At 70.8% G+C, this 22224-nt stretch carries 21 protein-coding genes; 8 read left to right on the top strand and 13 right to left on the bottom strand.

Annotated elements, in window-relative coordinates; all coding sequences use genetic code 11:
* Positions 1-209 precede the first annotated feature (209 nt).
* Both H4F98_RS02310 and H4F98_RS02305 read right to left on the bottom strand, forming a co-directional pair.
* On the bottom strand, positions 210-770 hold the full coding sequence (locus H4F98_RS02310; RefSeq protein ID WP_182685049.1) for a phasin family protein: 561 nt from the start codon (positions 768-770) through the stop codon (positions 210-212).
* Positions 771-889: 119 nt separating this feature from the next.
* Positions 890-1165, bottom strand: a complete 276-nt coding sequence (locus H4F98_RS02305) for a polyhydroxyalkanoic acid system family protein (protein ID WP_182685048.1) — start codon at positions 1163-1165, stop codon at positions 890-892.
* Between the two features lie 119 nt (positions 1166-1284).
* Between H4F98_RS02305 and H4F98_RS02300 the strand changes: the two genes are divergently transcribed.
* Positions 1285-2088 carry an FHA domain-containing protein gene (locus tag H4F98_RS02300; RefSeq protein WP_182685047.1) on the top strand — a complete coding sequence of 268 codons (804 nt, stop codon included), beginning with the start codon at positions 1285-1287 and terminating at the stop codon, positions 2086-2088.
* Here the strand turns inward: H4F98_RS02300 and msrQ are convergent.
* Both msrQ and msrP read right to left on the bottom strand, forming a co-directional pair.
* A complete protein-coding gene (gene msrQ / locus H4F98_RS02295; RefSeq protein ID WP_343064716.1) occupies positions 2057-2668 on the bottom strand; it encodes a protein-methionine-sulfoxide reductase heme-binding subunit MsrQ in 612 nt (203 codons plus the stop codon). The two genes, H4F98_RS02300 and msrQ, sit on opposite strands and share 32 nt — an antisense overlap.
* Positions 2669-2741: 73 nt before the next feature.
* Positions 2742-3710, bottom strand: coding sequence for a protein-methionine-sulfoxide reductase catalytic subunit MsrP (gene msrP / locus H4F98_RS02290; RefSeq protein WP_182685045.1), 969 nt, complete (start codon positions 3708-3710; stop codon positions 2742-2744).
* A 192-nt stretch (positions 3711-3902) separates the two neighbouring features.
* Between msrP and serC the strand changes: the two genes are divergently transcribed.
* The 4 genes from serC to aroA all read left to right on the top strand — a co-directional run bounded on the left by serC (position 3903) and on the right by aroA (position 8823).
* Positions 3903-4988: a 3-phosphoserine/phosphohydroxythreonine transaminase gene (gene serC / locus H4F98_RS02285; RefSeq protein WP_182685044.1), complete on the top strand. Its 1086-nt coding sequence runs from the start codon at positions 3903-3905 to the stop codon at positions 4986-4988.
* A gap of 114 nt (positions 4989-5102) precedes the next feature.
* On the top strand, positions 5103-6344 hold the full coding sequence (pheA, locus tag H4F98_RS02280; protein ID WP_182685043.1) for a prephenate dehydratase: 1242 nt from the start codon (positions 5103-5105) through the stop codon (positions 6342-6344).
* Positions 6341-7513 (top strand): histidinol-phosphate transaminase, encoded by a 1173-nt coding sequence (gene hisC, locus H4F98_RS02275; RefSeq protein WP_182685042.1) that lies wholly within the window; start codon positions 6341-6343, stop codon positions 7511-7513. Before pheA ends, hisC begins: the two co-directional genes overlap by 4 nt.
* Positions 7510-8823 carry a 3-phosphoshikimate 1-carboxyvinyltransferase gene (aroA, locus tag H4F98_RS02270; protein ID WP_182685041.1) on the top strand — a complete coding sequence of 438 codons (1314 nt, stop codon included), beginning with the start codon at positions 7510-7512 and terminating at the stop codon, positions 8821-8823. The genes hisC and aroA overlap by 4 nt, the downstream gene beginning before the upstream one ends.
* A gap of 15 nt (positions 8824-8838) precedes the next feature.
* Here the strand turns inward: aroA and H4F98_RS02265 are convergent, their stop codons facing one another.
* Positions 8839-9324, bottom strand: coding sequence for an energy transducer TonB (locus H4F98_RS02265; protein ID WP_182685040.1), 486 nt, complete (start codon positions 9322-9324; stop codon positions 8839-8841).
* Between the two features lie 101 nt (positions 9325-9425).
* Positions 9426-10031 carry an energy transducer TonB gene (locus H4F98_RS02260; RefSeq protein WP_182685039.1) on the bottom strand — a complete coding sequence of 202 codons (606 nt, stop codon included), beginning with the start codon at positions 10029-10031 and terminating at the stop codon, positions 9426-9428.
* A gap of 231 nt (positions 10032-10262) precedes the next feature.
* Between H4F98_RS02260 and serS the strand changes: the two genes are divergently transcribed.
* Positions 10263-11543, top strand: coding sequence for a serine--tRNA ligase (gene serS / locus H4F98_RS02255; protein ID WP_182685038.1), 1281 nt, complete (start codon positions 10263-10265; stop codon positions 11541-11543).
* Positions 11544-11613: 70 nt separating this feature from the next.
* Here the strand turns inward: serS and H4F98_RS02250 are convergent, their stop codons facing one another.
* The 3 genes from H4F98_RS02250 to H4F98_RS02240 form a co-directional block, all read right to left on the bottom strand.
* Positions 11614-13449: a serine hydrolase gene (locus H4F98_RS02250; protein ID WP_182685037.1), complete on the bottom strand. Its 1836-nt coding sequence runs from the start codon at positions 13447-13449 to the stop codon at positions 11614-11616.
* Between the two features lie 28 nt (positions 13450-13477).
* Complete coding sequence (locus H4F98_RS02245) at positions 13478-13927, bottom strand: hypothetical protein (protein WP_182685036.1); 450 nt, start codon at positions 13925-13927, stop codon at positions 13478-13480.
* A 61-nt stretch (positions 13928-13988) separates the two neighbouring features.
* Positions 13989-15404 carry a peptidoglycan DD-metalloendopeptidase family protein gene (locus tag H4F98_RS02240; protein WP_182685035.1) on the bottom strand — a complete coding sequence of 472 codons (1416 nt, stop codon included), beginning with the start codon at positions 15402-15404 and terminating at the stop codon, positions 13989-13991.
* A 240-nt stretch (positions 15405-15644) separates the two neighbouring features.
* Between H4F98_RS02240 and H4F98_RS02235 the strand changes: the two genes are divergently transcribed.
* Positions 15645-16286: a CARDB domain-containing protein gene (locus tag H4F98_RS02235; protein WP_182685034.1), complete on the top strand. Its 642-nt coding sequence runs from the start codon at positions 15645-15647 to the stop codon at positions 16284-16286.
* A 24-nt stretch (positions 16287-16310) separates the two neighbouring features.
* Here the strand turns inward: H4F98_RS02235 and H4F98_RS02230 are convergent, their stop codons facing one another.
* The 3 genes from H4F98_RS02230 to H4F98_RS02220 all read right to left on the bottom strand — a co-directional run bounded on the left by H4F98_RS02230 (position 16311) and on the right by H4F98_RS02220 (position 20354).
* Positions 16311-19112, bottom strand: coding sequence for a serine/threonine-protein kinase (locus tag H4F98_RS02230; RefSeq protein WP_182685033.1), 2802 nt, complete (start codon positions 19110-19112; stop codon positions 16311-16313).
* 7 nt (positions 19113-19119) lie between these two features.
* Positions 19120-19686 carry an ECF-type sigma factor gene (locus H4F98_RS02225; protein ID WP_182685032.1) on the bottom strand — a complete coding sequence of 189 codons (567 nt, stop codon included), beginning with the start codon at positions 19684-19686 and terminating at the stop codon, positions 19120-19122.
* Between the two features lie 83 nt (positions 19687-19769).
* A complete protein-coding gene (locus H4F98_RS02220; protein WP_182685031.1) occupies positions 19770-20354 on the bottom strand; it encodes an FMN-dependent NADH-azoreductase in 585 nt (194 codons plus the stop codon).
* 116 nt (positions 20355-20470) lie between these two features.
* Between H4F98_RS02220 and H4F98_RS02215 the strand changes: the two genes are divergently transcribed.
* Complete coding sequence (locus tag H4F98_RS02215) at positions 20471-21445, top strand: LysR substrate-binding domain-containing protein (RefSeq protein ID WP_220479053.1); 975 nt, start codon at positions 20471-20473, stop codon at positions 21443-21445.
* 64 nt (positions 21446-21509) lie between these two features.
* On the opposite strand, the gene H4F98_RS02210 is transcribed toward H4F98_RS02215, so the two are convergent.
* Complete coding sequence (locus H4F98_RS02210; protein WP_182685030.1) at positions 21510-22211, bottom strand: YggN family protein; 702 nt, start codon at positions 22209-22211, stop codon at positions 21510-21512.
* Positions 22212-22224: the final 13 nt, after the last annotated feature.

Here is a 22224-nt window from a genome sequence, read left to right as displayed (position 1 = left end):
GATCATTAGCGATGAAGCCGTGAGCATCCTGTCCTCTAGCCTGCCGGAATCGTCTTGTGGTGCATGTGAGCGCGGCGACTATACGCGCTGGCGCAGGTGAAGTCAGTGCGCCGGTTCACGGGAGCTGAACGATCCGATCAGGTATGTGTACGAAGCCGAGTGCGGGCGCTCGCGGACGCGACGGAACGGGCGCGCCCGCGACTTCCGGATCAGGACGCGCGCGGTCGCTTGGCGACGCCGGCGCGGGGTGACTTGACCGCCTTGCGCACGGTCTTGCGCGGCGTGGCGGGTGGGGTGCGCTTGGCGGCGGCCGCCTTGACGGCGGGCGCGCGACGCGGGGCGGCCGGTGAACGCGCGGCCAGCGCGTCGAGCTTCGCGTTCAGTTCGGCGATATCGGCGCGGGTGGGCACGCCCAGGCGCCCCAGGGTCTCGGCGACGCGCGACTCGAACGCGGTCTCCAGGCGCTTCCATGTCTCGTTGGCGCGCTCGCGTGCCTGGCCGACCCTCGATTCCATTGCCTCGCGCATGGCTTCGGCCTGGTGGCCGGCCGCCTCGCGCGCGGTCTTCTCGAAGCCCATGCCCTCGCGCACCAGGCTCTCGAAGAGCTTGTTGCCTTCCGATTGCGCGCGGGCGAAGGCGCCGACGCCCGCCAACCAGATCTGTTGGGCCGATTCGCTCATGCCGCGGGCCATGGCCTCGGCCTGGGCCTGCGGATCGAGGGCGTCGTGGGTGTCCCGGCCCTTCTTGCCGGGCTTCTTCTGCTTGGCCATGCGCATGCTCCTCGTTGGGGAAAGTCGGCACGCCAAAAAGCGCACCTCACCCGGGAGGACACCACGGAGGGGGTGTATGCCACGTGTGCGCCGGGAGCGATCGCCCCGACGCGCGCCCCTCAAACGAAGCGTTCGGCCAGGACTCGACGGATCTCGGACTCGATCGGTCCCTTGAACGCCGACATCAGCAGGCCCAGCTGGGCGGTCACGTGCACCTGCCCGGGCTCCAGCGCGATCCGGCCCTGGACGCCCGATGTGTTGAAGTCCACGCGGTCGCCGCACCAGTCGCAGGCCACGCCGAAACGCTCGGAGAGCTTTCCGGCGACCTCCTCGACGGCCTGGCGGGCCTGGTCGGGGCTGAGCGAGTGGGCATGGCGGATGTCGATACTGGGCATGGGGCTCTCCTGCGGTTGGCCCCATTGTGCGGGCTGGCGCGGGCCGCCACCAGTCGTCCGCCGCGGGCGCGCGCGGGCCGCTGACCGCGACGGCAGGCGGCGTGCTAGATTGCGCTCGCGTGAATTCCATCAGACTGCAATTCTCCAATCGCGAACACGGTGACCTGGTGCTGTCCCCGGGTGTCCGGGGCGTGGGCCGCGACGAATCCGGCCGGCTGGTGCTGGTCGACGATCCGGCCCGGTCGCTGGTGCAGTTCAGCGTGGACCGGCGCGGTCTGTGGATGCAGGTGCGCGACGACGTCCGCGGCGTCCACATCAACGGCCGGCCCGTCCGCCACATGGCGATGCTGCGACTGGGCGACGCCATCCACGTCGATGGCCATCGGCTGACCCTCTGCGGCCCGCAACCGCCCGCCGCGCCGGCGGGCGACGAGGCCGAGGCGCCGCGGTCGGGCGCATCCATGGTCCTGCGCGGGGTGGGCGGACCGCACCACGGCCGCGCGTTGCCACTGGACAAGCCGAGGCTGGTGGGCGGCCTGCGCTCGTGCGACCTGCACATCGACGAGCCGGCCTTCGCCGAGCGCCACGCCCGGCTCGAACCCCATCCCGAAGGCGCGGTCCTGCGCGACCTCGGTTCGGAGCAGGGCAGCTGGGTCAATGGCTGGCCGGTACGCCACGCGCTGCTGCTGCCGGGCGCGCAGCTGATCTTCGGCAGCCAGCACCGCTTTGTCCTGGAAGCGCCCACGACGCCGCCGCTCGCGGCGCTTTCGGAGCCCTTCGGCGAGCCGGATCTCAACCCGGTGGATCGGAGGGCCGCGACGGCGCCGCCGCGCCGTCCGGCGCGACGGGTCCCGTGGTTGCTGTTGGCGGCCCTGTTGCTTTCCGGTGCCCTCAGCCTGCTGCTGCTCTACGGCGTGCGCTGAACACGCGCTTCCAGGCCCGCCAGCCCAGCAACAGGGCGAGGATGCCCGCGTAGAGGGCCGGCTCCCGGATATCGGACTTCACCAGCCACCAGAAATGCAGCACCGCCAGCACGGCGATCGCATAGACCAGTTTGTGCAGGCGGCCCCAGTTGCGTCCCAGCCAGCGGATCGCGGCCTGGGTGGACGTCGCCGCCAGCGGCACCAGCAGCAGCCAGGCGAGGAAGCCGACGGTGATGTAGGGCCGCTTTACGATCTCCTCGAAGATCTGGGTCCAGTAGCCGCGCAGGTCGAGCACGAGGTAGGCGAGAAGGTGCAGGGTCGCATAGGCGAACGCGTACAGCCCCAGCATGCGCCTGAAGCGCAGCAACACCGGCTTGCCGGTCAACTGGCGCAACGGCGTCACCGCCAGGGTGATCATCAGCAAGCGCAGGGCCCACAGGCCCAGGCGGTGCTCGATCTCGGCGACCGGGTCGGCGCCCAGGCCACCGCTGCCGGTGGCCCACTCCAGCCGGATCTGCCAGGCGAGGATCGCCGCCGGCGCCAGGGCCAGCAGGTGGACGAGCGCCTTGGCGACGATCACGCCGGCGGGCGTCCGCGGGGCCGCGCGGCGCCGTGCGGCGGCCGGCCGGGCCGCGTCGATGCTCGTCATCGGCTCAGAACCAGCGTTTGAGGTTCATGCCGGCGTACATCTCGCCCACCTGCTCGGCATAGCCGTTGAACAGGCGGGTGGGGATGCGCTCGGCGAACAGCTTGCTGCCCGATCCGGCGATCCGGCGCTCGGTCTTCTGGCTCCAGCGGGGGTGGTCGACGTCGGGGTTGACGTTGGAGAAGAAGCCGTACTCGCTGGGCTGCAGCTGGTTCCAGCTGCAATGCGGCGGATTGCGGGTGAAGGTGATCGCCACGATCGACTTGATGCTCTTGAACCCGTACTTCCAGGGCACGACCAGCCTCAGCGGCGCGCCGTTCTGCTGCGGCAGCGCCTTGCCGTACAGGCCGGTCGCCAGCAGGGTGAGCGGATTCATCGCCTCGTCGATGCGCAGGCCTTCCCGGTACGGCCAGTCGATCGAGCGATAGCGCAGGCCCGGCATCTGTTCGCGGTCGGCGAGGGTGGTGAAGGCAACATAGCGGGCGCGCGAATTCGGCGCGAAGCGCTTGAGCACGTCGGCCAGGGGCACGCCGAGCCACGGGATCACCATCGACCAGCCCTCCACGCAGCGCAGGCGGTAGATCCGCTCCTCGGGCGTGAGCCCCTTGAGCAGGTCGTCCAGCGAGAGGGTGCCGGGCTTGTCGCATTCGCCGCCCACCGCGACCGACCAGGGCGAGGTGCGCAGCGTGCGGGCCGCCTTGGACGGGTCGTCCTTGTTGGTGCCGAACTCGTAGAAGTTGTTGTACGAGGTCACGTCTTCGTAGCGGGTGAGCGGCTCGTCGGTCTTGAACCCGGCGCGGGCCTCGGCCTCGGTGACGGTGGCGCCCTCGGGCGGCGGCGGGACCGCGTCCGCGCAGCCGGGCAGGCCCAGGGCCGGCGCCACCGCGAGGGCGGCGACGAACTTCCGCCGTTGCAGGTAGACCGCCTCGTCGGTGACCTGGGAGGCGGGGATTCTCAAGGCATTACGCAAAGTCATGACCGGCTCCATCGCTTGGCATCACCATGGCATATACGGTACGAAGCCTCAAAAGGTTACGCCGGCAACGGACCGCGTCCACGGTGCTGCACTGCGGCATACTAGGTCTCCCGTGGCCCGACCCGCCGGGCGGGCCTTCCACCCCCTGATCGAAGATCGACGTCGAAGATCGCAACAGCCTTGGAGTCCCCGATGACGCGTGCGTACAACTTCAGTGCCGGCCCGGCCACCCTGCCCGAATCCGTGTTGCAGCAGGCCCAGGCGGAAATGCTCGAATGGCACGGAGCGGGCGCCTCGATCGTCGAACTCAGCCACCGCGGGCCCGAGTTCCTGCAGGTGGCCCAGGAGGCCGAGGCCGACCTGCGCCGGCTGATGTCGATCCCCGACGACTACGCCGTGCTGTTCCTGCAGGGCGGTGCGACCGGCCAGCAGGCCCTCATCCCGCTGAACATCACCAGCCCGGGGCAGAAGGCCGACTACGTGTTGACCGGCCATTGGGGCAAGACCGCAATCAAGCAGGCCAAGCCCTATGTCGACGTGAACATCGCCGCCAGCAGCGAAGCGGGCGGGTATCGCGACATCCCCGCGCGCGGCACGTGGCAACTGTCCGACGACGCGGCCTACGTGCACGTGACCGCCAACGAGACCATCCATGGCGTGGAGTTCCGCGACATCCCCGATGTCGGCGACGTGCCGCTGGTCGCGGACTTCAGTTCCAGCATCGTGTCCGAACCGCTGGACGTCTCCCGCTTCGGCGTGATCTACGCCGGCGCCCAGAAGAACCTGGGCCCGGTCGGCGTCAGCGTGGTGATCATCCGCCGCGACCTGCTCGAGCGCGCGGGCCAGCCCCGCGCCGACATCTTCACGTATGCCTCCCACGTGGCCAAGGAATCCATGCTCAATACTCCGCCCACCTGGAACTGGTACCTGGCGGGCCTGGTCTTCAAGTGGATGCTCGCCCAGGGCGGCGTGGAGGCCTTCGCCGAGCTCAACCGGCGCAAGTCGGGCCTGCTCTACGACGTGATCGACAACTCGGGCGGCTTCTACCGCAACGAGGTCGACCCCGCGGCGCGCTCGCGCATGAACGTACCGTTCTTCCTGAAGGACGAGTCGCTCGACAAGCCCTTCCTCGCCGAGGCCCGCGACGCCGGCCTGATCTCGCTCAAGGGCCATCGCGCCCTGGGCGGCATGCGCGCGTCGATCTACAACGCGATGCCGGAGGCGGGCGTCGAAGCGCTGGCGAACTTCATGCGCGACTTCCAGCAACGCAAGGGCTGAGCGGCTCGCGCCGCAGGTGCCCGGCCACGCGGCCACGCGGCCGGGCGGACCGGCCCGGGGTGCGCGTCCCGCCAGGGAGCGACGCGCCGGGCCCAGGAACGCAGTGGAATACCCATGACCAGGAAAACAACGAGCGCGGCGAAGGCCAAGAAGGCCGGCAAGGCCACGTCCGCCAGGACGGGGGGCGGCGACAAGGCCACCCGGAAGGGCGCGACGACCCGTAGCACCGCAGCGCCCAAGCCCGTTCGCGCGAAGGCCGCGCAGAAGCCGGCAGCCGGCAAACCCGACCTGGGCGAGCTGCGCGTGCGCATCGACGGCATCGACCGCAGCATCCAGGCGCTGATCGCCGAACGCGCGCAGTTCGCCGGCCAGGTCGGCCAGGCCAAGGGCAAGCTGGCGGCGGCCGTCGACTACTACCGGCCCGAACGCGAAGCCCAGGTGCTGCGCCGGGTGGTCGACCGCAACGACGGCCCGCTCAACGACGACGTCCTGGTGCGGGTGTTCCGCGAGATCATGTCGGCATGCCTTGCCCAGCAGGAGCCCCTGAAGATCGGCTTCCTCGGTCCGGAGGGCACGCATTCGCAGCAGGCGGTCTACAAGCACTTCGGCCACTCGATCCACGCGCTGCCGCTGGGAACGATCGAGGAGGTCTTCCAGGAGGTCGAATCCGGCGCGGCCGATTTCGGCGTGGTCCCGGTGGAGAACTCCACGCAGGGCACGATCCAGTCGACGCTGGACATGTTCCTGACCTCGGGGGTGAAGATATGCGGCGAGGTCGAGCTGCGCGTTCACCAGCACCTGCTCTCGCGGGTCGGCGCGATCGACGCCATCGAGCGCGTGTATTCCCACCCGCAGTCGTTCGCGCAGTGCAAGGCCTGGTTGCGCCAGTACCTGCCGCATGCCGAGAAGATCCCGGTCAGCAGCAACGCCGAGGCGGCGCGCCGCGCGCGCAACGCCGACGATGCCGCGGCGATCGCCGGCGTCAGCGCGGGCACCGTCTACGGGCTCAAGAGCATCGCCGGCCCGATCGAGGACCGGCCCGACAACACGACCCGCTTCCTGGTGCTGGGACGCGAACTGTTCCCGGCCTCGGGCAACGACCGCACCTCGCTGCTGGTGTTCATCAAGGACCAGCCGGGCGCGCTGTTCAACATCCTCGCGCCGCTTGCGCGGCACGGCCTGAGCATGAACCGCATCGAGTCGCGGCCGGGGCACACCGGCCTGTGGCAGTACGCGTTCTTCATCGACGTCGCCGGGCATGTCGAGGAGGAGAACATGCGCCTGTCGCTGGCGGAGATGGCGGACTTCGTGGAAGACGTGAAGATCCTCGGCTCGTATCCCGTCGCGATTTCATGAGCGCGCGCATCGACGGTGCGTCGCCTGCCGGCGAAGCCGCGCCGGGCCATGACGAAGCCTGGTTCGCCGCGCGCGCCAACCCGGGCATCCGGGGCCTGAAGGCGTACGACCCGGGGCACGACCTGGTCGCCTTCCGGCGCCGTTTCGGCGAAGGGACCCTGGTCGAACTGGGCTCGAACGAGAACCCCTACGGACCGTCGGCGGACGCCCGCGCGGCGATCCTCGACCAGTTGCATGCCCTGCATCGCTACCCGGACCCGCTGGGGGGCGACCTCAAGCGCGCGCTGGCCGCGGTCCATGGCGTCGCGGTCGAACGGCTGATGCTCGGCAACGGCTCCCACGAATTGCTGATGCAACTGGCGCAGGTGTTCGCGGGCCCGGGGCAGGAGGTGGTGTTCCCGCGCCACGGCTTCGCCGTGTTCGCGCTGGCGACCCAGGCCGCCGGGGCGACGATGCGGGTCGCCGCGCCGTTGCCGCGCGACGCGGCCATGCCCCTGGGGCACGACCTGGAGGCCGTGCTGGCGGCGATCACCCCGGCGACGCGACTGGTGTATCTCGCCAATCCGAACAATCCCACCGGCACCTGGTTCGGTCGGCAGGCGCTCGCGGGCTTCCTCGCGCGCGTGCCCGGCGAGGTGATCGTGGTGGTCGACGAAGCCTATGCGGAGATGGCCGACGCGCCCGACTACGCCAGCGCGCTGGACATGCTTGATGCGCACCCCAACGTGGTTGTCACCCGCACCTTCAGCAAGGCCTACGGGCTTGCCGGCCTGCGCGTGGGCTACCTGGTCGCGGCGCCGGGACTGGTCGCGGTGATGGAGCGTCTGCGCGAAAGCTTCAACGTCAATGGCCCGGCCCTGGCTGCCTGCGAAGCGGCGTTGGGCGACACCGCGCACCTGCGCTGGGCCTGCGAGCGCAATGCCGAACAGCGCGCGTCCCTGGCCGCGGCGCTGCAGGCGCGCGGACTGGAGGTGTTTCCTTCGCAGACCAATTTCCTCCTGGTCGGCTTCGGGCGCGATGCCGCGCAGTTCGAGGCCGCGCTGGCCGGGCGAGGCGTCGTGCTGCGACCGATGGGAGGCTATGGGCTGCCGGACTGCCTGCGCATCAGCGTCGGCAATGCCGACGAGAACCGGCGCCTGCTGGCAGTGCTCGACGAGGTGCTGGCATGAGCGGCGGCACCGCGTTCTGGACGGCCGGACCCGGCGACGCCCTTCGCGGCGCGCTGAAGGTGCCCGGCGACAAGTCGGTGTCGCATCGCGCGATCATGCTAGGCGCGCTCGCCGAAGGCACGACCCGGGTGACCGGCTTCCTGGAGGGCGAGGACACGCGCGCCACGGCGCGGGTGTTCGAGGCCCTCGGGGTGGCGATCGAGACCCCTTCGCCCAGCGAGCGCATCGTCCACGGCGTGGGCCTGCACGGGCTGCGCGCGCCCGCCGCGGCGCTCGATTGCGGCAATGCCGGCACCGGCATGCGCCTGCTCGCGGGCGTGCTGGCCGGGCAGGACTTCGACAGCGTCCTGGTCGGGGATGCTTCGCTCTCGCGCCGTCCGATGCGCCGGATCATCGAGCCGCTGGCGGCGATGGGCGCCCGGATCGATGCCGGCGAGGGGGGGCTGCCTCCCTTGAGAATTCACGGCAAAAAAACATTACAAGGCATTGATTATTCGACGCCTGTTGCCAGTGCACAGGTCAAGTCGGCCGTCCTGTTGGCGGGTCTGCATGCCCGTGGCGAGACGCTCGTGCGCGAGCCGCACCCGACCCGCGACTACACCGAACGCATGCTGGCCGCCTTCGGCTGGCCGATCGAGTTCTCGCCCGGGTTCGCGCGGCTGGCCGGCGGACACGCGCTGCGCGCAACCCGCGTCGAGGTCCCGGCCGACTTTTCCTCCGCGGCCTTTTTCCTGGTCGCGGCCACCATCGTGCCGGGCTCCGAAGTCCGCCTGCAGGCCGTCGGCATGAACCCGCGTCGCACCGGCCTGCTCGCCGCGCTGCGGCTGATGGGCGCCGACATCGTCGAGGATGCTCCGCGCGAACACGGCGGCGAAACGGTGGCCGACCTCGTCGTGCGCCATGCACCGCTGCACGGGATCGACGTGCCCGGGGCGCTGGTGCCGGACATGATCGATGAGTTCCCGGCGCTGTTCGTGGCCGCGGCGCTCGCCAAGGGCCGCACCCGCGTCACCGGTGCCGCCGAACTCCGGGTCAAGGAATCGGACCGCATCGCGACGATGGCGGCCGGCCTGCGTACCCTGGGCGTGGCGATCGAGGAGACCCCCGATGGCGCGGTGATCGAGGGCGGGCGGATCGGCGGCGGTAGCGTCGACAGCCATGGCGACCATCGCATCGCGATGAGTTTCGCGGTGGCCGCGCAACGTGCCGGGGACCGGGTCGAAATCAGGGACGTCGCCAACGTCGCGACCTCGTTCCCGGGCTTCGTCGAGCTCGCGCGCGGCATCGGCATGGGCGTGGACGGGACCTGAGCCGACCCCGCTACCTCAGCCGGCCGGTTCGAACTCCACCGGGATCTCGATGGTGTCGGCGACCGGCTTGCCGCCTTCCAGGGCGGGCTCGAACTGCCAGCGCTGGACCGCTTCCCGGGCCGCCTCGTCCAGCAGGGTCGAGGTGCTCGATTCCGCGATGCTGACCGCCGTGGCCTGGCCGCGCGGATCGACGACGACCGCCAGGACGACGCGACCGCTTTCGCCACGCTTGACCGCTTCGATCGGAAACGCGGGCGGGGTGGCCGTGCCCACGACGGGGCGGGCGCGCCGGTCGCCCGCGACGGCCTCGTGCGTCTCCGGGCCGGCGTCCCCGGCCTGCAGCGCCTGAGGCGATGCCGTCTCGCCGCCATCGGCGGTATCGGTACCATCGGCGCCCGCGCCGCCGCTGCGTGAAATCCAGACCAGCGCCACCACCATCACGAGCGAAGCGAGGGCGAGGCCTGTCAGCAGGCTGCGGGACGAGCGGGATTGGGCGTTCATGCGGGCGATCGTGTCCGGTCGAGGGAATGCCTGCGATCCTAGCGCAGGATCATCGCCCCGGTCGCGAGCCGGACCTGCATCGACGACCGCGCCATGCGCGGCTAGCGGGTGAACTCGATGGGGACGTTCACCGACGCTTCCACCGGCTGGCCATTGGCCTGCGCGGGCTGGAAGCGCCAGCGGCGCACCGCGTCCATCGCGGCCCGGTCCAGGCGCCGGTAACCGCTGCTGCGGGCGATATCGAGCTGGCGCGGTCGCCCGTCGACGCCGATCGTCGCGCGCACCAGCACCGTCCCGGTCTCCCCGCGACGCAGGGAGGTGGCCGGATAGCGCGGGGGTGGGGTCTGGCCCGGGATCGGCGTCGGTTCGCCGGTGGGCGAGACCGGTACGTCCACGGCGACCGGGTCGGGTAGCGGCATCTCCGGCTCGGCCGGTACCGGGGGCGGAGGCGGGGCTTCGACCAGGTGGGGACGCGAATCCTCGTCGCCGGCAAGGGCATCCGGGGCGTCGCCCATGCCACTGGCACCGTCGGCATCCGCCGGAAGGGGCGAGGGCAGGGCCGTATACGCCGGACCGTCGGCGGTCGGCGGCGCCGCGTCGGCGGGGTCGGGCACGCGCGCGTCGCGCCGGCCGGCGAGGAACACCAGCAGGAACAGGAGCAGGCCGATGGCGAATCCGCCCAGCAGCCAGATCCAGGTCCGTGGCATGGGGCGCCAGGCGCCGATGTCGAAGTCGAAGCCGCGTTGTCCATCAGCGCTGGAGGGGCGGACATGGGGGTGGCGGGAGGATCGGGCGTGCGAAGCAGGCATGGACCGGTGCGCGGATCGGGGCTTGCCCGCATTCTGGCACGTGCGGCGGTGAACCCGGCACGAACGCGGGCGACAGGCGCGCCCGGACCGGCGATAATCACCGGCCCGTTCCGCCAGCGACCCGATCCCATGCTCGATCCCAGCCTGTTGCGCCAGCAGCCCGCCGACCTTGCCGCCCGCCTGCGCGAAACGCGCGGCTATGCGCTCGACGCCGACGCGTTGGCCTCGCTGGAGGCCGAGCGCAAGCAGGTGCAGGTACGCACGCAGGAGCTGCAGAACCTGCGCAACACCCGTTCCAAGGCGATCGGCCAGGCCAAGGCGAAGGGCGAGGACGTCGCCCCGCTGCTGGCGGAAGTGGCCGGCTTGGGCGAGGAACTCAAGGCCTGCGAGGCCCGCCTGGACGCGATCAAGGCCCAGCTCGACGCGATCACCCTGGGCATCCCCAACCTGCCCGATGCCAGCGTGCCCCTGGGCGCCGACGAGTCGGGCAACGTCGAACTGCACCGCTGGGGCACGCCGCGCGGGTTCGATTTCGAGGCCAAGGACCACGTCGAGCTGGGTGCGCGCAACGGCTGGCTCGACGGCGATACCGCGGCCAAGCTGTCGGGCGCGCGCTTCACCGTGCTGCGCGGGCAGTTGGCCCGCCTGCACCGTGCGCTGGCGCAGTTCATGCTGGACCTGCATACCGGCGCGCACGGCTTCGAGGAAACCAACGTCCCGACGATCGTCAATGCCGAGAGCCTGTTCGGCACCGGCCAGTTGCCCAAGTTCGAGGAGGACATGTTCGCGACCGAACTGGGCGAGCAGAAGCGCTACCTGATCTCCACCTCCGAGATCTCGTTGACCAACATCGTCCGCGACGAAATCGTCGAGGCCGAGCGCCTGCCCATGCGCATGACCGCGCACTCGCTGTGCTTCCGTTCCGAGGCCGGCAGCCACGGCCGCGACACGCGCGGCATGATCCGCCAGCACCAGTTCGAGAAGGTCGAACTGGTCAGCATCGCCCGGCCCGCGGAGAGCGGGGCCGAGCACGAGTTCATGACCCGGGCCGCCGAGACGGTGCTCGAGAAGCTCGGCCTGCCCTACCGCCGGATGCTGCTGTGCAGTGGCGACATGGGCTTCTCGGCCAGCAAGACCTACGACCTGGAGGTCTGGCTGCCTTCGCAGGAGACCTATCGCGAGATCTCTTCGGTGTCCAACTGCGACGCGTTCCAGGCGCGGCGGATGCAGGCGCGCTGGCGCAACCCCGAGTCGGGCAAGCCCGAACCGGTGCATACCCTCAACGGGTCGGGCGTGGCGGTCGGCCGCTGCCTGATCGCGGTGATGGAGAACTACCAGAACGAGGACGGTTCGATCACCGTGCCCGAGGTCCTGCGCCCCTACATGGGAGGCGTCGACCGGATCGCATGATCCGCGCGTGCGCAAGCGGGCCGGCATCAGGTGCCGACCCGCCGTCGCCCATGTCCGCGACGGGCGATCCTCAGAACAGGTCGCCGGCCGGCCAGGCCGATACCCCCTCGACGATCTCCTTGAGCATCGCGTCGATGTCCGCCACGTCGCCGGCGCTTGAATTGGCGGTCGCCGCGTAGCCGAAACCATCGCTGCGGCGACGGTAGACCGCGTTGGTGCCGCTCATCGAACCGTAGTGCGCGTACGACGTGCTGAGCACGGTTTCGTGGCGCATGAAGCGCAGCAGGTCGGCGGGGGTGGCGATCCAGCCGCCATGCGAATCGAAGCGCCGGGGCTTGACGCTCGAGTAGGCGCCGCTGCCGTAGTACTTCACCTCGTTGGTCTTGCGGTCGGCTTCCTTGTCGCCGCCGATGACCATGCCCGACGCGCCGGCGGGCTTGAGGATCGTGTCGCGCACGTAGGCCTCGTAGGACTTGCCGCTGCGCGCCTCGATCACGCGGCCGAGCAGGCAGTAGCCGAAGTTGGAATACGTCTGGTCGCTCGGCAGCCCGGGGTTGGTGCCCGGGGCGTAGCCCAGGGGGTAGTTCGCCAGTGCCCAGTTGACCAGGCCCGCATGGGTGGTGCCGGTGTAGGCGAACATGGGGTCGCTGGCGTTGCCGTCCTTGTCGATGCGCCGGAAACCGGCGCGATGGCGGACCAGGTGGTCCACGGTGATGTCCTCGATGTCGGGGTTGTTGGACGGCGTGGCGAACTGGCCGCCGAGCACGCTGCGCGGTCCGAACACGCGCGAGCCCATGTCCAGCGAGGTGTCGTTGGCCAGGCGCGTGACCGCGACCACGGTGATCGGCTTGGACACGCTGGCGATGCGGAAGCGGTGGGCGGGCCCGACGGGCGTGCTGTCGTCGGCCTTGCCGAAGCCGGCCGCGTAGACCAGGCGCTTGTCCTTGCTGATCGCGATCGACATGCCCGGGATGCCGTTGGCCTGCATGTAGGCGCGTACCTTGTCGTCGATCAGCTTCAGGTCCTGCGCCTTGAAGGCCGTGTTCTCCCACAGCCCGTTGAAGCGCACCCCGCTGCCGCCGTTGAAGGCCTCGATGTACCGCGGTTCCCAGCTCTGGTAGCGATGGTTGTCGAAGACGTGCTGGTAGTGCGCCGCCGGGATGCCGTGGCGCGCGGCGGCGAGCGGTCCCCCGGTCTTGACCCAGATCGCGGCGTAGCGGTCGCCGTTGCCCTGGCGGTAGCCGCTGACGACCTTCAGGCGGTAGCCCTTGCCGGTGAACTCGTCGAAGGCCTGCTGGTAGGCGCTGCCGGTCAGGCCGTGGCGGGCGACCCAGGGCGGGCTGTCCTTCTCGAAGATCGCCGCGAAGCGCGGCGAGCCGCCCAGGCTGAACGCACTCAGGTGGGTGGGCGCGTAGCCCTGCCGGGCCATGTCGGTCACGGCCGCCTGGTACTGCTCGGCGGTCAGCCCGTGGCGTGCTTTCCACGCCGGGCCACCGCGCTTCTCCCAGATGGCCGCGTAATGGGGCTTGCCGCCGACCGCGTAGCCATTGACGTAGGTCAGGCGATAGCCCTTGCCGCTGAAGTCGTTGAAGGCGGCCTGGTACTGCTGCGGGTCGAGACCATGGCGCGCGGCCCAGGCCGGCCCGGACTGCTTTTTCCAGAGCCCGGCGTAGCGGGCGCCGCCGCCCTGTTCGTAGCCGGCGACCGATACCAGCCGGTAGCCCTGTCCACTGTAGGTCTGGAAGGCCTGCTGGTACTGGGCGCCGGTCAGGCCGTGGCGCGCGGCCCAGGGCGCGGCGACGGCGGCGTGGAGGCCGAGCACGAACAGCCCGGCGACTGCGATCGATCGCGCCAGGCCGCGCAGGCGGCGGCGCTGGATGGCGGGGGTGATGACACTGGGTTTCATCGTTCTCTCCTTGCTTGATGGGGATGGATCAGTGGTCGAGGCAGCCGCAGCTGACTTCGGCGGCATTGCAGCCCTTGTCGCCGCAGGCACAGACCTTCAGGCCGTTGCCGGACGTGCAGGTCGCCTTCAGCGCCGCCCCCGTCGCCGATAGTCCGCCGGGGCCCCGCTGCCCGGCCGGTTGCGCCGGCGGCGGGGGGACGCCGTAGCACGAACAACTGGTGGCCTTGGCCTGGCACTTGCCCCCCGGCGCGCTGCACGAGCAGGTGGCCTTGCCGTCGGTGCTGGTGCAGGTCGCGCCCTTACTGTCGGAGGGCAGGGCGAGGGCCTGGCGCGGCAGCGATGCGCGGGTCTGCGCCGAGGCCTGGAAGGCGGCCGGTTGCGCGGCAAGCAGCGCCACGACGGCGAGGGCCGCGAAGAGGCTTCCGAAGGGACGGCGGTGCGATGTCGCGGGGTCGATGGGGATGGACGGGGTGGTCATGGTGGGGTCCTCCGGTGGGCCCGGGACGCGGCGTCGTGCCGCGGCCCGGGCGGGCATGGCGCTACTTGCGCCATATCGCGGCGTAGCGGGCGCGGTTGCCGCTCGCGTAGCCGGTGACGTCGCGGGTGGCGTAGCCGGCCTGCGTCGTGGCCTGCCACTCGCTCTGGTACTGGCCGCTGTCCAGGCCGTGGCGCGCCTTGTACGGACCGGTCGCCTTCGAGCTCCAGATCGCGGAGAAATGCGCCTGCCCGGCGTGGACGTAGGCATTGAGGTAGACGAGCTGGCGACCCGCGCCCGCGTTGGCCTCGAAGGCCTGCTGGTACTGGTTCGCCGTCAGCTGCGACTTGGCCTGCCAGCTGCCGATGTCGGCCTTCTCGTAGAGCGCGGTGTAGCGGCGCTGCCCGCCCGCCGACACCACCGAGACGTTGCGCGGCCGGTAACCGGCCTGGGACAGCGCGTTCATCCGCGACTGGTGGGTCGCCGCGTCCAGTCCGTGGTAGGCCGAGTAGGCCGGGCCGCCCTGCTTGCGGAAGATCACCGCGTAACGGACGCCGCCACTGCCCGCGTAGCTCTCCACCTGCACCGGCCGGTAGCCCTGGCCGGTGTACTGGTCGAAGCGCTGCTGGTACTGCGCGGCCGACAGGCCATGGAAGGCGCTCCACGCACCGCTGCGTGGCCGGAACACCGCGTTGTAGTAGACCTTCCCGCCGACGTCGAAGCCGTCGATCCAGTCCAGTGCGTAGCCCGAGGCGACGGCCTGGTCGAACAGGCACTGGTAATCGCGCGCGGACACGCCATGACGCGCGACTTCCTTGGCCCCCGCCTGGATGGCGCCGGGCACCTTGCGCGCCTCGTAGGACTGGCCGCTGGCGAAGATGCCGCCATCGATCCCGCAGATGCGCGGGATGCGGTTGCGCTTGCTGCCGGCGTTGTCGGCCAGGAAGCCGCCGACGGTGGTGATGCCGTCGGTCGCGCGGGGCACGCCGACCTCGAAGTGCAGGTGGTCGCCGCTGGCGCAACCGACGTCGGATTCGTCGCCCAGGTAGGTCCCGGCCTTCACCGACTGGCCGACCTTCAGCCCGGCCTTGCCGGTCGAGGAGCCCTCCGCCATGTGCGTGTACTTGGTCCACTCGCCATTGGGGTGCTCGATCCAGACGTAGTTGTTCTTCTTCTCGCTGGCGGCCAGGTCGCCGCAGTCGTCGATGCGCTTGTCGAAGCCATCGACCACGCGGCGCACGATGCCATCGGCCGCGGCCACGATCCGGTAGGTGCCGCCGCCGCGCCCGCCCATGTCGATGCGTCCCGGCGGCGAATGCTTGAGGTGGTCGTTGGAGACGCGCACATCGGTGCCGTCGGCGTAGGGAATGCGGTAGACGCCCTTGGATTTCTCCAGGGCCAGGGCCTGGCCGGCCAGCAGCAGGGCGCAGGTGCCCAGGCAGAGGCCGGCGGCCGGGCGGCGGGAAGGGGTAAGGTGCATGTCGGGTCTCCGGTGCGGGTGGGGTGTTCGCACCGGGGGTTTCGATGCGCTCGACCGGGTAGTCGGCAACCGCGCACGGATCCCGCCACCCCGTCGCACGCAGTCGCCGCCGCTTGCACGGCGGGCGGGGCGACCGGAGCCGGGGCATGGCACCGGTGGCGGGTTTTTCCCGTGTTGTCCGATAGGACCCATGAAGCGCGGTGGAAGGCGCCGCGCATGGCCAAGACAGGAGAGGACACGATGTCCAGATCGACCCCGAACACGACGCGCCTGGCGCGCGCCGGCATGCTGGCGCTGGTGCTCTCGGGCCCGCTGGTGGCGCAGGAGCGCCCGCCCGAGACCCGCGAGCCCACCGTCGACCCGGTGGACGCGATGCCCGCGCAGGGCATGATCGCGGCGCCGAAGCCGGGTCCACAGCAGGACGGCGACCCGGGCGGGCCCGGCCAGGGCCGTCAGGCACAGTTCGCGCCGGTGGGCGCGGTCGACCTGCTGTTGGTGGATGCCTTCCAGCTCGGCAACAGCGCGATACCCTGGGGCACGGCCGCGACCGTGCCGGCAAGCGACGCGGTGCAGTTCAAGCGCGGTCGCTGCGTGTTCCGCTACAGGTTCACCGCCCGCAACGACGGCGCGGCCGGTGCCGGGGCGTTCACCAACCGGATCCATCGCGATGCCGTCGCCGGGCCGGTGCTGGCCACCGATCCGGTGACCGGCCTGGTGGCGGGCGCGATGGTCAACTCCGACGGGCACCTGCTGCTCGCGCCGGGCACCACCCTGCTGTACGTCGCGGTCGATGATGGCGCGACCGTGGCCGAGACCAACGAAGCCAACAACGTCCGGCGCGTCCGGGTGACCGTCAAGGGCGACTGTCGTCGAGCCCGCTGATCGCGCGTTGCGGCGCGTCGACCGTCAGCCGCGGATGAGGGCCCGTGCGCGACGCAGGGCCGCCGCGGCCTCGACGGTGCGCGCGTCCGTGTCGCCGAAGGCCGCCTGCCGCACCTGCCAGGCTTCTTCGAGCAGGGGCAGGGCCTCGCTCGCCTTGCCCTGGTCGAGCAACAACTCGCCCAGCGGGACGAGGACGAGGGCCAGGCGGGGCTGGCCCTCGGGCAGGCGCTTGCGGAAGATCGCCAGCGCCTGCCGCATGCGGGCTTCCGCTTCATCGAGTCGCCCCTGGCGGTGCAGCACGATGCCGATGCGGTTGAGGTCGATGCCGACGCGTTCGTGATCCTCGCCGTAGTCGGCGCGTTGTGCGGCCAGGGCCTCGCGGTAGAGCACCTCGGCGGCCGCGAACCGGTCGCGCTTTTCCTCCAGCATCCCCAGGTTGAACACCGTGGCCGCGCGCCAGGGGTGGTCGTCCGGATAGGCGGCCAGCGCCTGCCGGTAGTAGGTCGCGGCCGCATCGGGGTCGCCGCTCTCGGCCAGCGCCAGGCCGAGGTCGTTGAGGTTCATCGCGACCTCCGGGTGGCGCTCGCCCAGGGCCTCGCGTCGGATCGCCAGCGACTCGCGCAGCAGGCCCTCGGCCTCCTCGAAACGGCGTTGCGCCTGCATCAGCATGGCCAGGTTGTTCATGACCATCGCCACCGAGGGGTGGCGCTCGCCCCGCGCGCGCGCCATCGAGAGCCGGGCCTCGCGGTAGAGCGCCTCGGCCGAGTCGTACTCGCCGAGGTTGACGCGGGTCACCGCAAGGTTCGACAGGCTGCGCGCCAGATGCGGATGGGGCGCCGGCAACAGGCGGCGACGCAGCGCCAGGGCCTGGCTGAGCAGGGGCTCGGCGCCTGCGTAGTCCCCCTGGTGGCGAAGCACCGTGCCCAGGTGGTCCAGGCTGCTGGCGACGTCGACGTGCTCTTCGCCGAAAAGCCGCCGGCGCATGGCGAGCGCGTCGCGGTGGTGGCGCTCGGCGGCCGTCAGGTCGCTGGCCCGGAACCGCGCCTGGCCGAGGTCGGAGAGGGTGGTCGCGACCTCGGCACCGGTTTCGCCTTCCGCGGCGCGGTAGCGCGCCAGCGCGTCGTGCAGCGCGGCATCGGCCTGCTCGTAGTGCCCCTCATCGCTCAGCAGACGTCCCCGGCTGCGCAGCGCGCGGGCCAGCAGCAGCGGATGCGCGTCCGCCAGGGGGCGGGTGGCGGCGAGGCCATCGTCGAACAGCGGGCCGGCGCGCTCGTACAAGCCCAGCTGTCGATAGGCCTCGCCGACCGTGTCGAGCAGCTCGGCGCGAACGTCCGGTTGTGCGCCCAGTTCGCTCTCGATGCCCGCCCAGCCCCGGTCCAGGAGTTCGCGCGCGCTCATCTGCGCACCGCCGGAGCGCTCGGGATCGGCGCCTTCGAACAGTTGCAGCACCAGGGCCTGGACCTGCCGGGCCTTGGTCGCCTCGCTTTGCGCGCGGTCGCGCTCGCGCGCGATCACGCTCGCCTGGTGGGTCACCGTGACCGCGTAGGCGACGAGCATTGCCACCAGGGAGGCCGACGCGGCCACGCCCACGGGGTGGCGCCGGATGAACTTGCCACTGCGATACAGGATGCGTTCCGGGCGCGCATGGATGGGCTTGCGCTGGCGCCAGCGCGCGAGGTCCCGGACCAGGGCGTCCACCGATTCGTAGCGTCGGTCCGGCGACTTGCGCAGCGCCTTGAGCACGATCGTGTCGAGGTCGCCGCGCAATTGGCGGCGAAGCGCTGCCGGGGTACCGCGGCGGGCATCGGCGATGCCCGCATCGTCGCCGAGGGCTTGGCTGGGACGGAGCGGGGTGTCGTGGCAGATGCTGCGTTCCAGGGCCAGGGCCGAATCCAGGCGCGGCGCCTGCGCGCGACGGCCGCACAGGAGTTCGTACAGCAGCAGGCCAAGCTGGTAGACGTCGGTCGTGGTGGTCGCGGATTGCCCGGTGACCTGTTCCGGTGCGGCGTACTCGGGGGTGAACAGCCGGGCCATGGTGCGGGTGCGCGGCGCGCCCGGGGCATCGCCCGCGCCCAGGACCTTGGCGATGCCGAAGTCGAGCAGCTTCACCTCGCCATCCGCGGTCACGACGATGTTCGATGGCTTGATGTCGCGGTGGACGATGAGGTGCCGGTGGGCGTGGGCCACCGCATCGCAGACGTTCGCGAACAGCGCCAGTCGCCGCTCCACGTCGAGGCGGGCGCCGTCGCAATGACGGTCCAGCGCCTCGCCTTCGACATACTCCATCACCAGGAACGGGCCGCCTTCCGGGTCGCGGCCGCCGTCGAGCAGGCGCGCGATGCCCGGGTGGTTCAGCGAGGCGAGGATCTGCCGCTCCTGCGCGAAGCGGCGCAGGAACTCGTCCGAACCGGCGTCGAGCCGCAAGCGCTTGAGCGCGCCCAGCTGGCGGAACCCATCGCCGCTGCGTTCGGCCAGGTAGACCGTGCCCATCCCGCCGACGCCAAGGCGGCGCAGCAGCCGCCACGCGCCGATCTCGCGACCGCTGGCGTCCGCCTCCTCTTCGTGGACCGCGTCCTCGTCGCCCAGGGATGCATTGCGGCCCGCGGCCGACGCCGGCCCGGCGTGGAAGACGTGCCGCCAGGGCGCGCCGTCGTCCAGTAGCGGCGACTCGCTGGTGGCCAGCGCAAGCAGCAGGTCAAGCTCCTTGCGCAGGGCAGGCTCGCCCGCCGCGACCTCGTCCAGGAAGGCCGGGCGCGCGGACGCAGGCAGCTCGAGCGCCTGTTCGAACAGCGCGTCGATGCGTGCGCGGGGGTCGGGTCCGGCCATGCGCCCGTCACCCCTCGGCCAGGGCCTTGAGCAGCCAGGCCCGCGCACGCATCCAGTCGCGCTGGACCGTGCGCAGCGACGTATCCAGCGCCCGAGCGGTCTCTTCTTCGGTCATGCCGGCGAAGTAGCGGCATTCCACCACCCGCGCCAGGCGCGCGTTGAAGGCCTCCAGGCCGGTGAGGGCGTCGTTGATCGCCAGCACCTGGTCCGACGCGCTCTCGGCCGCCAGTACCTCGGCGTCCAGCGTCACCGGCACGGCGTCGCCCCCGCGCTTGGCGGCGTGGCGGCGGCGCGCGTCGTCGACCAGGATGCGGCGCATCGCCCGCGCGCAGATGGCGAAGAAATGGCCGCGGTCCTGCCAGTCGACGCCGTCGACCTCGACCAGTTGCAGGTAGGCCTCCTGCACCAGCGCGGTGGTGTCCAGGGTCGCCCCCCGGCGGCCGGCCCGGGCGATCTGGCCGCGCGCGATGCCGCGCATGCGCTCGTAGACCAGCGGCACCATGCGATCGAAGGCATCGCGATCGCCCTGGTGATGGCGTTGCAGGAGCCGGGTGATTTCCCGGGATGCGTCCATGTCCATGCCCCGTTTTGGGCGAGCATAGCGCGGACGCATCCGTACTGGGATGCGCGGCGACGCGGCGGCGCCGCGCGCCTGGCTCAGGCAGCCCTGCGCAGCAGCACCGGCTGGGCGATCGAACGGTGGGCCTGGGCGAGGGCTTCGCTGCGATGCTGGGGCGAATAGGCGACGCCTTCGGCCCGCACGAACTCGATGTCGTCGATCCCGAGGAAGCCCAGTACCTGGCGCAGGTAGGCCTCCTGGAAGTCGGTCGGGGCATCGGTGTGGATGCCGCCTCGACCGCTGGCGACGATCACCTTCTTGCCGCCGGCCAGGCCCTCGGGACCGTGCTCGGTGTAGCGGAAGGTCTTGCCGGCGACCGCGATGCGGTCGATCCAGGCCTTGAGCGTGGACGGCACGCTGAAGTTGTACATCGGCGCACCGATCACGATCACGTCGGCGGCCAGGAACTGGGCCATCGCCTTGTCGGCCTCGGCGTTGCCGGCGGCGTCGTCGCCCGACAGCGAGGCGCCGGTCAGGTGCGGCAGCGGCTGGGCGTCGAGGTCGCGGTACTCGACCTGCAGGGCCGGGAAGGCGTCGCGCCAGCGGGCGGTGACCGCGGCCGACAGTTCACGGGTGACGGACTGGGCGCCCAGGGCGCTGGAGTCGATATGGAGCAGTTTCATGGCGGGCCTCTCGTGGGGTGTCGGCGGCATGCCGGCGTGAGGCCAATCTAGGGTGTTGCGTATTCGGGATAAATATAGCTAAATGTCACGGATCGTTCTGAATATGGAAATGTCGCATGCACGACCTCAATGACCTCTACTACTTCGCGATGGTCGTGGAGCACTCGGGGTTCGCGGCCGCCGAGCGCGCCCTGGGCATTCCCAAGTCGCGCCTGAGCCGGCGCATCAGCCAGCTGGAGGCCGACATGGGCGTGCGCCTGTTGCAGCGCTCCACGCGACGCTTCGCGGTGACCGACGTCGGCACCAGTGTCTACCGCCACGCCCAGGCGATGCTGGCCGAGGCGCAGGCCGCGCGCGAGGCGGTCGACCGGCTCAGCGCCGAGCCACGCGGGCTGATCCGGGTCAGCGTGCCGGTGAGCATGGCCCAGCAACAGATGCCCAAGCTGTTGCCGGACTTCCTGGCGCTCTACCCGAAAGTGCGCGTGCAGCTGCACGTCAGCAATCGCCGGGTGGACATCATCAACGAAGGCATCGACGTCGCCCTGCGGGTGCGTGCCCGGCTGGACGACGACGGCAGCCTCATCATGCGCAGCTTCGGGCAGATCCAGGAGCTGCTGGTCGCCAGCCCGTCCTACCTGCGCAAGATGGGGCGGCCGGAGATCCCTGAATCGCTGTCCGAGCACGTCACCTTGAGCATGCACGAGGACGAATCGCGCCAGCGCTGGGAGCTCCATGGTCCCGACGGCGAAGTGCGGCGCGTCGACCTCAAGCCGCGCGTGGCCGGCTTCGATTTCCCGATGCTGATGGCGCTCGCCAAGCAGGGCGTGGGCATCACCATGCTGCCCGAGACGATCTGCGCCGAGGCGGTGCGCGCGGGGGAGCTGGAGGTCGTGCTCCCCGACTGGCGGCTCTCGCAGGGCATCTTCCATGCGGTGTTCGCATCGCGTCGCGGGCTGCTGCCGGCGGTTCGCGTCTTCATCGACTACCTGGCCGAGAAGGCCCCGTCCCTGGTCGAGACCGATCGCCTCCAGTGCGCCGACATCAAGGGCCGTCCCTGCGACGACGTCGAGCAGGCGCGCATGGCGGTCTGACCCGACCGGGAACGAAAACGCCGGCGGCACGCGCATCGCGGCCGCCGGCGCACGGCGCACGGTGTTACTGGCGGGGGGCGGCTTCGGCTTCCGCGGCCTCGTTCGCGGGCGACGCCGGATCGGCTCCGGCCACCGAGGTCTCGTCCATGCAGTCGTCGAAGTCGGAATCGTCCATGTCGGCGTAGGGCTCGAACTCCGGCATCGCGGCCACCAGCGCCTGCTGGGTCTCCATCAGCGCCGGCAACTGCGAGCACAGGCCGGCCACCGAACCGCGGATCTTCTTCTCGACGTCGGCTTCGATGCGGTCGCCCAGGTCCTCGGTGCTCTCGCCGCTGAAGATGCTGGCGATGGCCACGCCGACCGCCTGGGTCGCCACCGACGCGCTTTCCACGCCGATCTGCGCCCCGGAGGCGGCGATTTCGGTGATGTGCCTGCGGTACTTGACCAGCAGCGCGCGCTGTTCGGCGTTGACGGCGACCTGCTTGCCGTCGACCAGGAAGTCGCCCTCGGGCGTGATCTTGGCGTCGGGCACGCCGGCACGATCGCTGTCGATGCCGATGTCCTGGGTCGCCATCTTCTCGCGCACCTTGTCGCCGACTTCGTGGGACTTGCCTTCCAGTTCGGCACTGGCCTGCGCCGTGGCGCTCGATGCCTTGCCGGACGGGTTGTCGGTGCCGCCGCAGGCGCTGAGCCAGGGCAGGGTGCCCAGCAGCAGGACCAGGGTGGGCAGGGCCTTCCGGGAGGGGCGGTGGGAATGGAATGTCATGTCGAAACTCCTT

It is taken from the genome of Marilutibacter spongiae, assembly GCF_014145325.1.
In the GTDB taxonomy this organism is placed as follows: domain Bacteria; phylum Pseudomonadota; class Gammaproteobacteria; order Xanthomonadales; family Xanthomonadaceae; genus Marilutibacter; species Marilutibacter spongiae.
This window is presented reverse-complemented; position numbering and strand designations above follow the sequence as displayed.

What these genes read in the sequence shown, in the direction of transcription:
- pheA (WP_182685043.1), top strand. Translation starts at nt 5,103, where the DNA reads ATGACCAGGAAAACAACGAGCGCGGCGAAGGCCAAGAAGGCCGGCAAG.
- H4F98_RS02250 (WP_182685037.1), bottom strand. Translation starts at nt 13,449, where the DNA reads ATGAAACCCAGTGTCATCACCCCCGCCATCCAGCGCCGCCGCCTGCGC.
- aroA (WP_182685041.1), top strand. Translation starts at nt 7,510, where the DNA reads ATGAGCGGCGGCACCGCGTTCTGGACGGCCGGACCCGGCGACGCCCTT.
- serC (WP_182685044.1), top strand. Translation starts at nt 3,903, where the DNA reads ATGACGCGTGCGTACAACTTCAGTGCCGGCCCGGCCACCCTGCCCGAA.
- H4F98_RS02235 (WP_182685034.1), top strand. Translation starts at nt 15,645, where the DNA reads ATGTCCAGATCGACCCCGAACACGACGCGCCTGGCGCGCGCCGGCATG.
- hisC (WP_182685042.1), top strand. Translation starts at nt 6,341, where the DNA reads ATGAGCGCGCGCATCGACGGTGCGTCGCCTGCCGGCGAAGCCGCGCCG.
- H4F98_RS02210 (WP_182685030.1), bottom strand. Translation starts at nt 22,211, where the DNA reads ATGACATTCCATTCCCACCGCCCCTCCCGGAAGGCCCTGCCCACCCTG.
- msrP (WP_182685045.1), bottom strand. Translation starts at nt 3,710, where the DNA reads ATGACTTTGCGTAATGCCTTGAGAATCCCCGCCTCCCAGGTCACCGAC.
- serS (WP_182685038.1), top strand. Translation starts at nt 10,263, where the DNA reads ATGCTCGATCCCAGCCTGTTGCGCCAGCAGCCCGCCGACCTTGCCGCC.
- H4F98_RS02260 (WP_182685039.1), bottom strand. Translation starts at nt 10,031, where the DNA reads ATGCCACGGACCTGGATCTGGCTGCTGGGCGGATTCGCCATCGGCCTG.
- H4F98_RS02220 (WP_182685031.1), bottom strand. Translation starts at nt 20,354, where the DNA reads ATGAAACTGCTCCATATCGACTCCAGCGCCCTGGGCGCCCAGTCCGTC.
- H4F98_RS02230 (WP_182685033.1), bottom strand. Translation starts at nt 19,112, where the DNA reads ATGGCCGGACCCGACCCCCGCGCACGCATCGACGCGCTGTTCGAACAG.
- H4F98_RS02225 (WP_182685032.1), bottom strand. Translation starts at nt 19,686, where the DNA reads ATGGACGCATCCCGGGAAATCACCCGGCTCCTGCAACGCCATCACCAG.
- H4F98_RS02245 (WP_182685036.1), bottom strand. Translation starts at nt 13,927, where the DNA reads ATGACCACCCCGTCCATCCCCATCGACCCCGCGACATCGCACCGCCGT.
- H4F98_RS02305 (WP_182685048.1), bottom strand. Translation starts at nt 1,165, where the DNA reads ATGCCCAGTATCGACATCCGCCATGCCCACTCGCTCAGCCCCGACCAG.
- H4F98_RS02265 (WP_182685040.1), bottom strand. Translation starts at nt 9,324, where the DNA reads ATGAACGCCCAATCCCGCTCGTCCCGCAGCCTGCTGACAGGCCTCGCC.
- H4F98_RS02310 (WP_182685049.1), bottom strand. Translation starts at nt 770, where the DNA reads ATGGCCAAGCAGAAGAAGCCCGGCAAGAAGGGCCGGGACACCCACGAC.
- H4F98_RS02215 (WP_220479053.1), top strand. Translation starts at nt 20,471, where the DNA reads ATGCACGACCTCAATGACCTCTACTACTTCGCGATGGTCGTGGAGCAC.
- H4F98_RS02240 (WP_182685035.1), bottom strand. Translation starts at nt 15,404, where the DNA reads ATGCACCTTACCCCTTCCCGCCGCCCGGCCGCCGGCCTCTGCCTGGGC.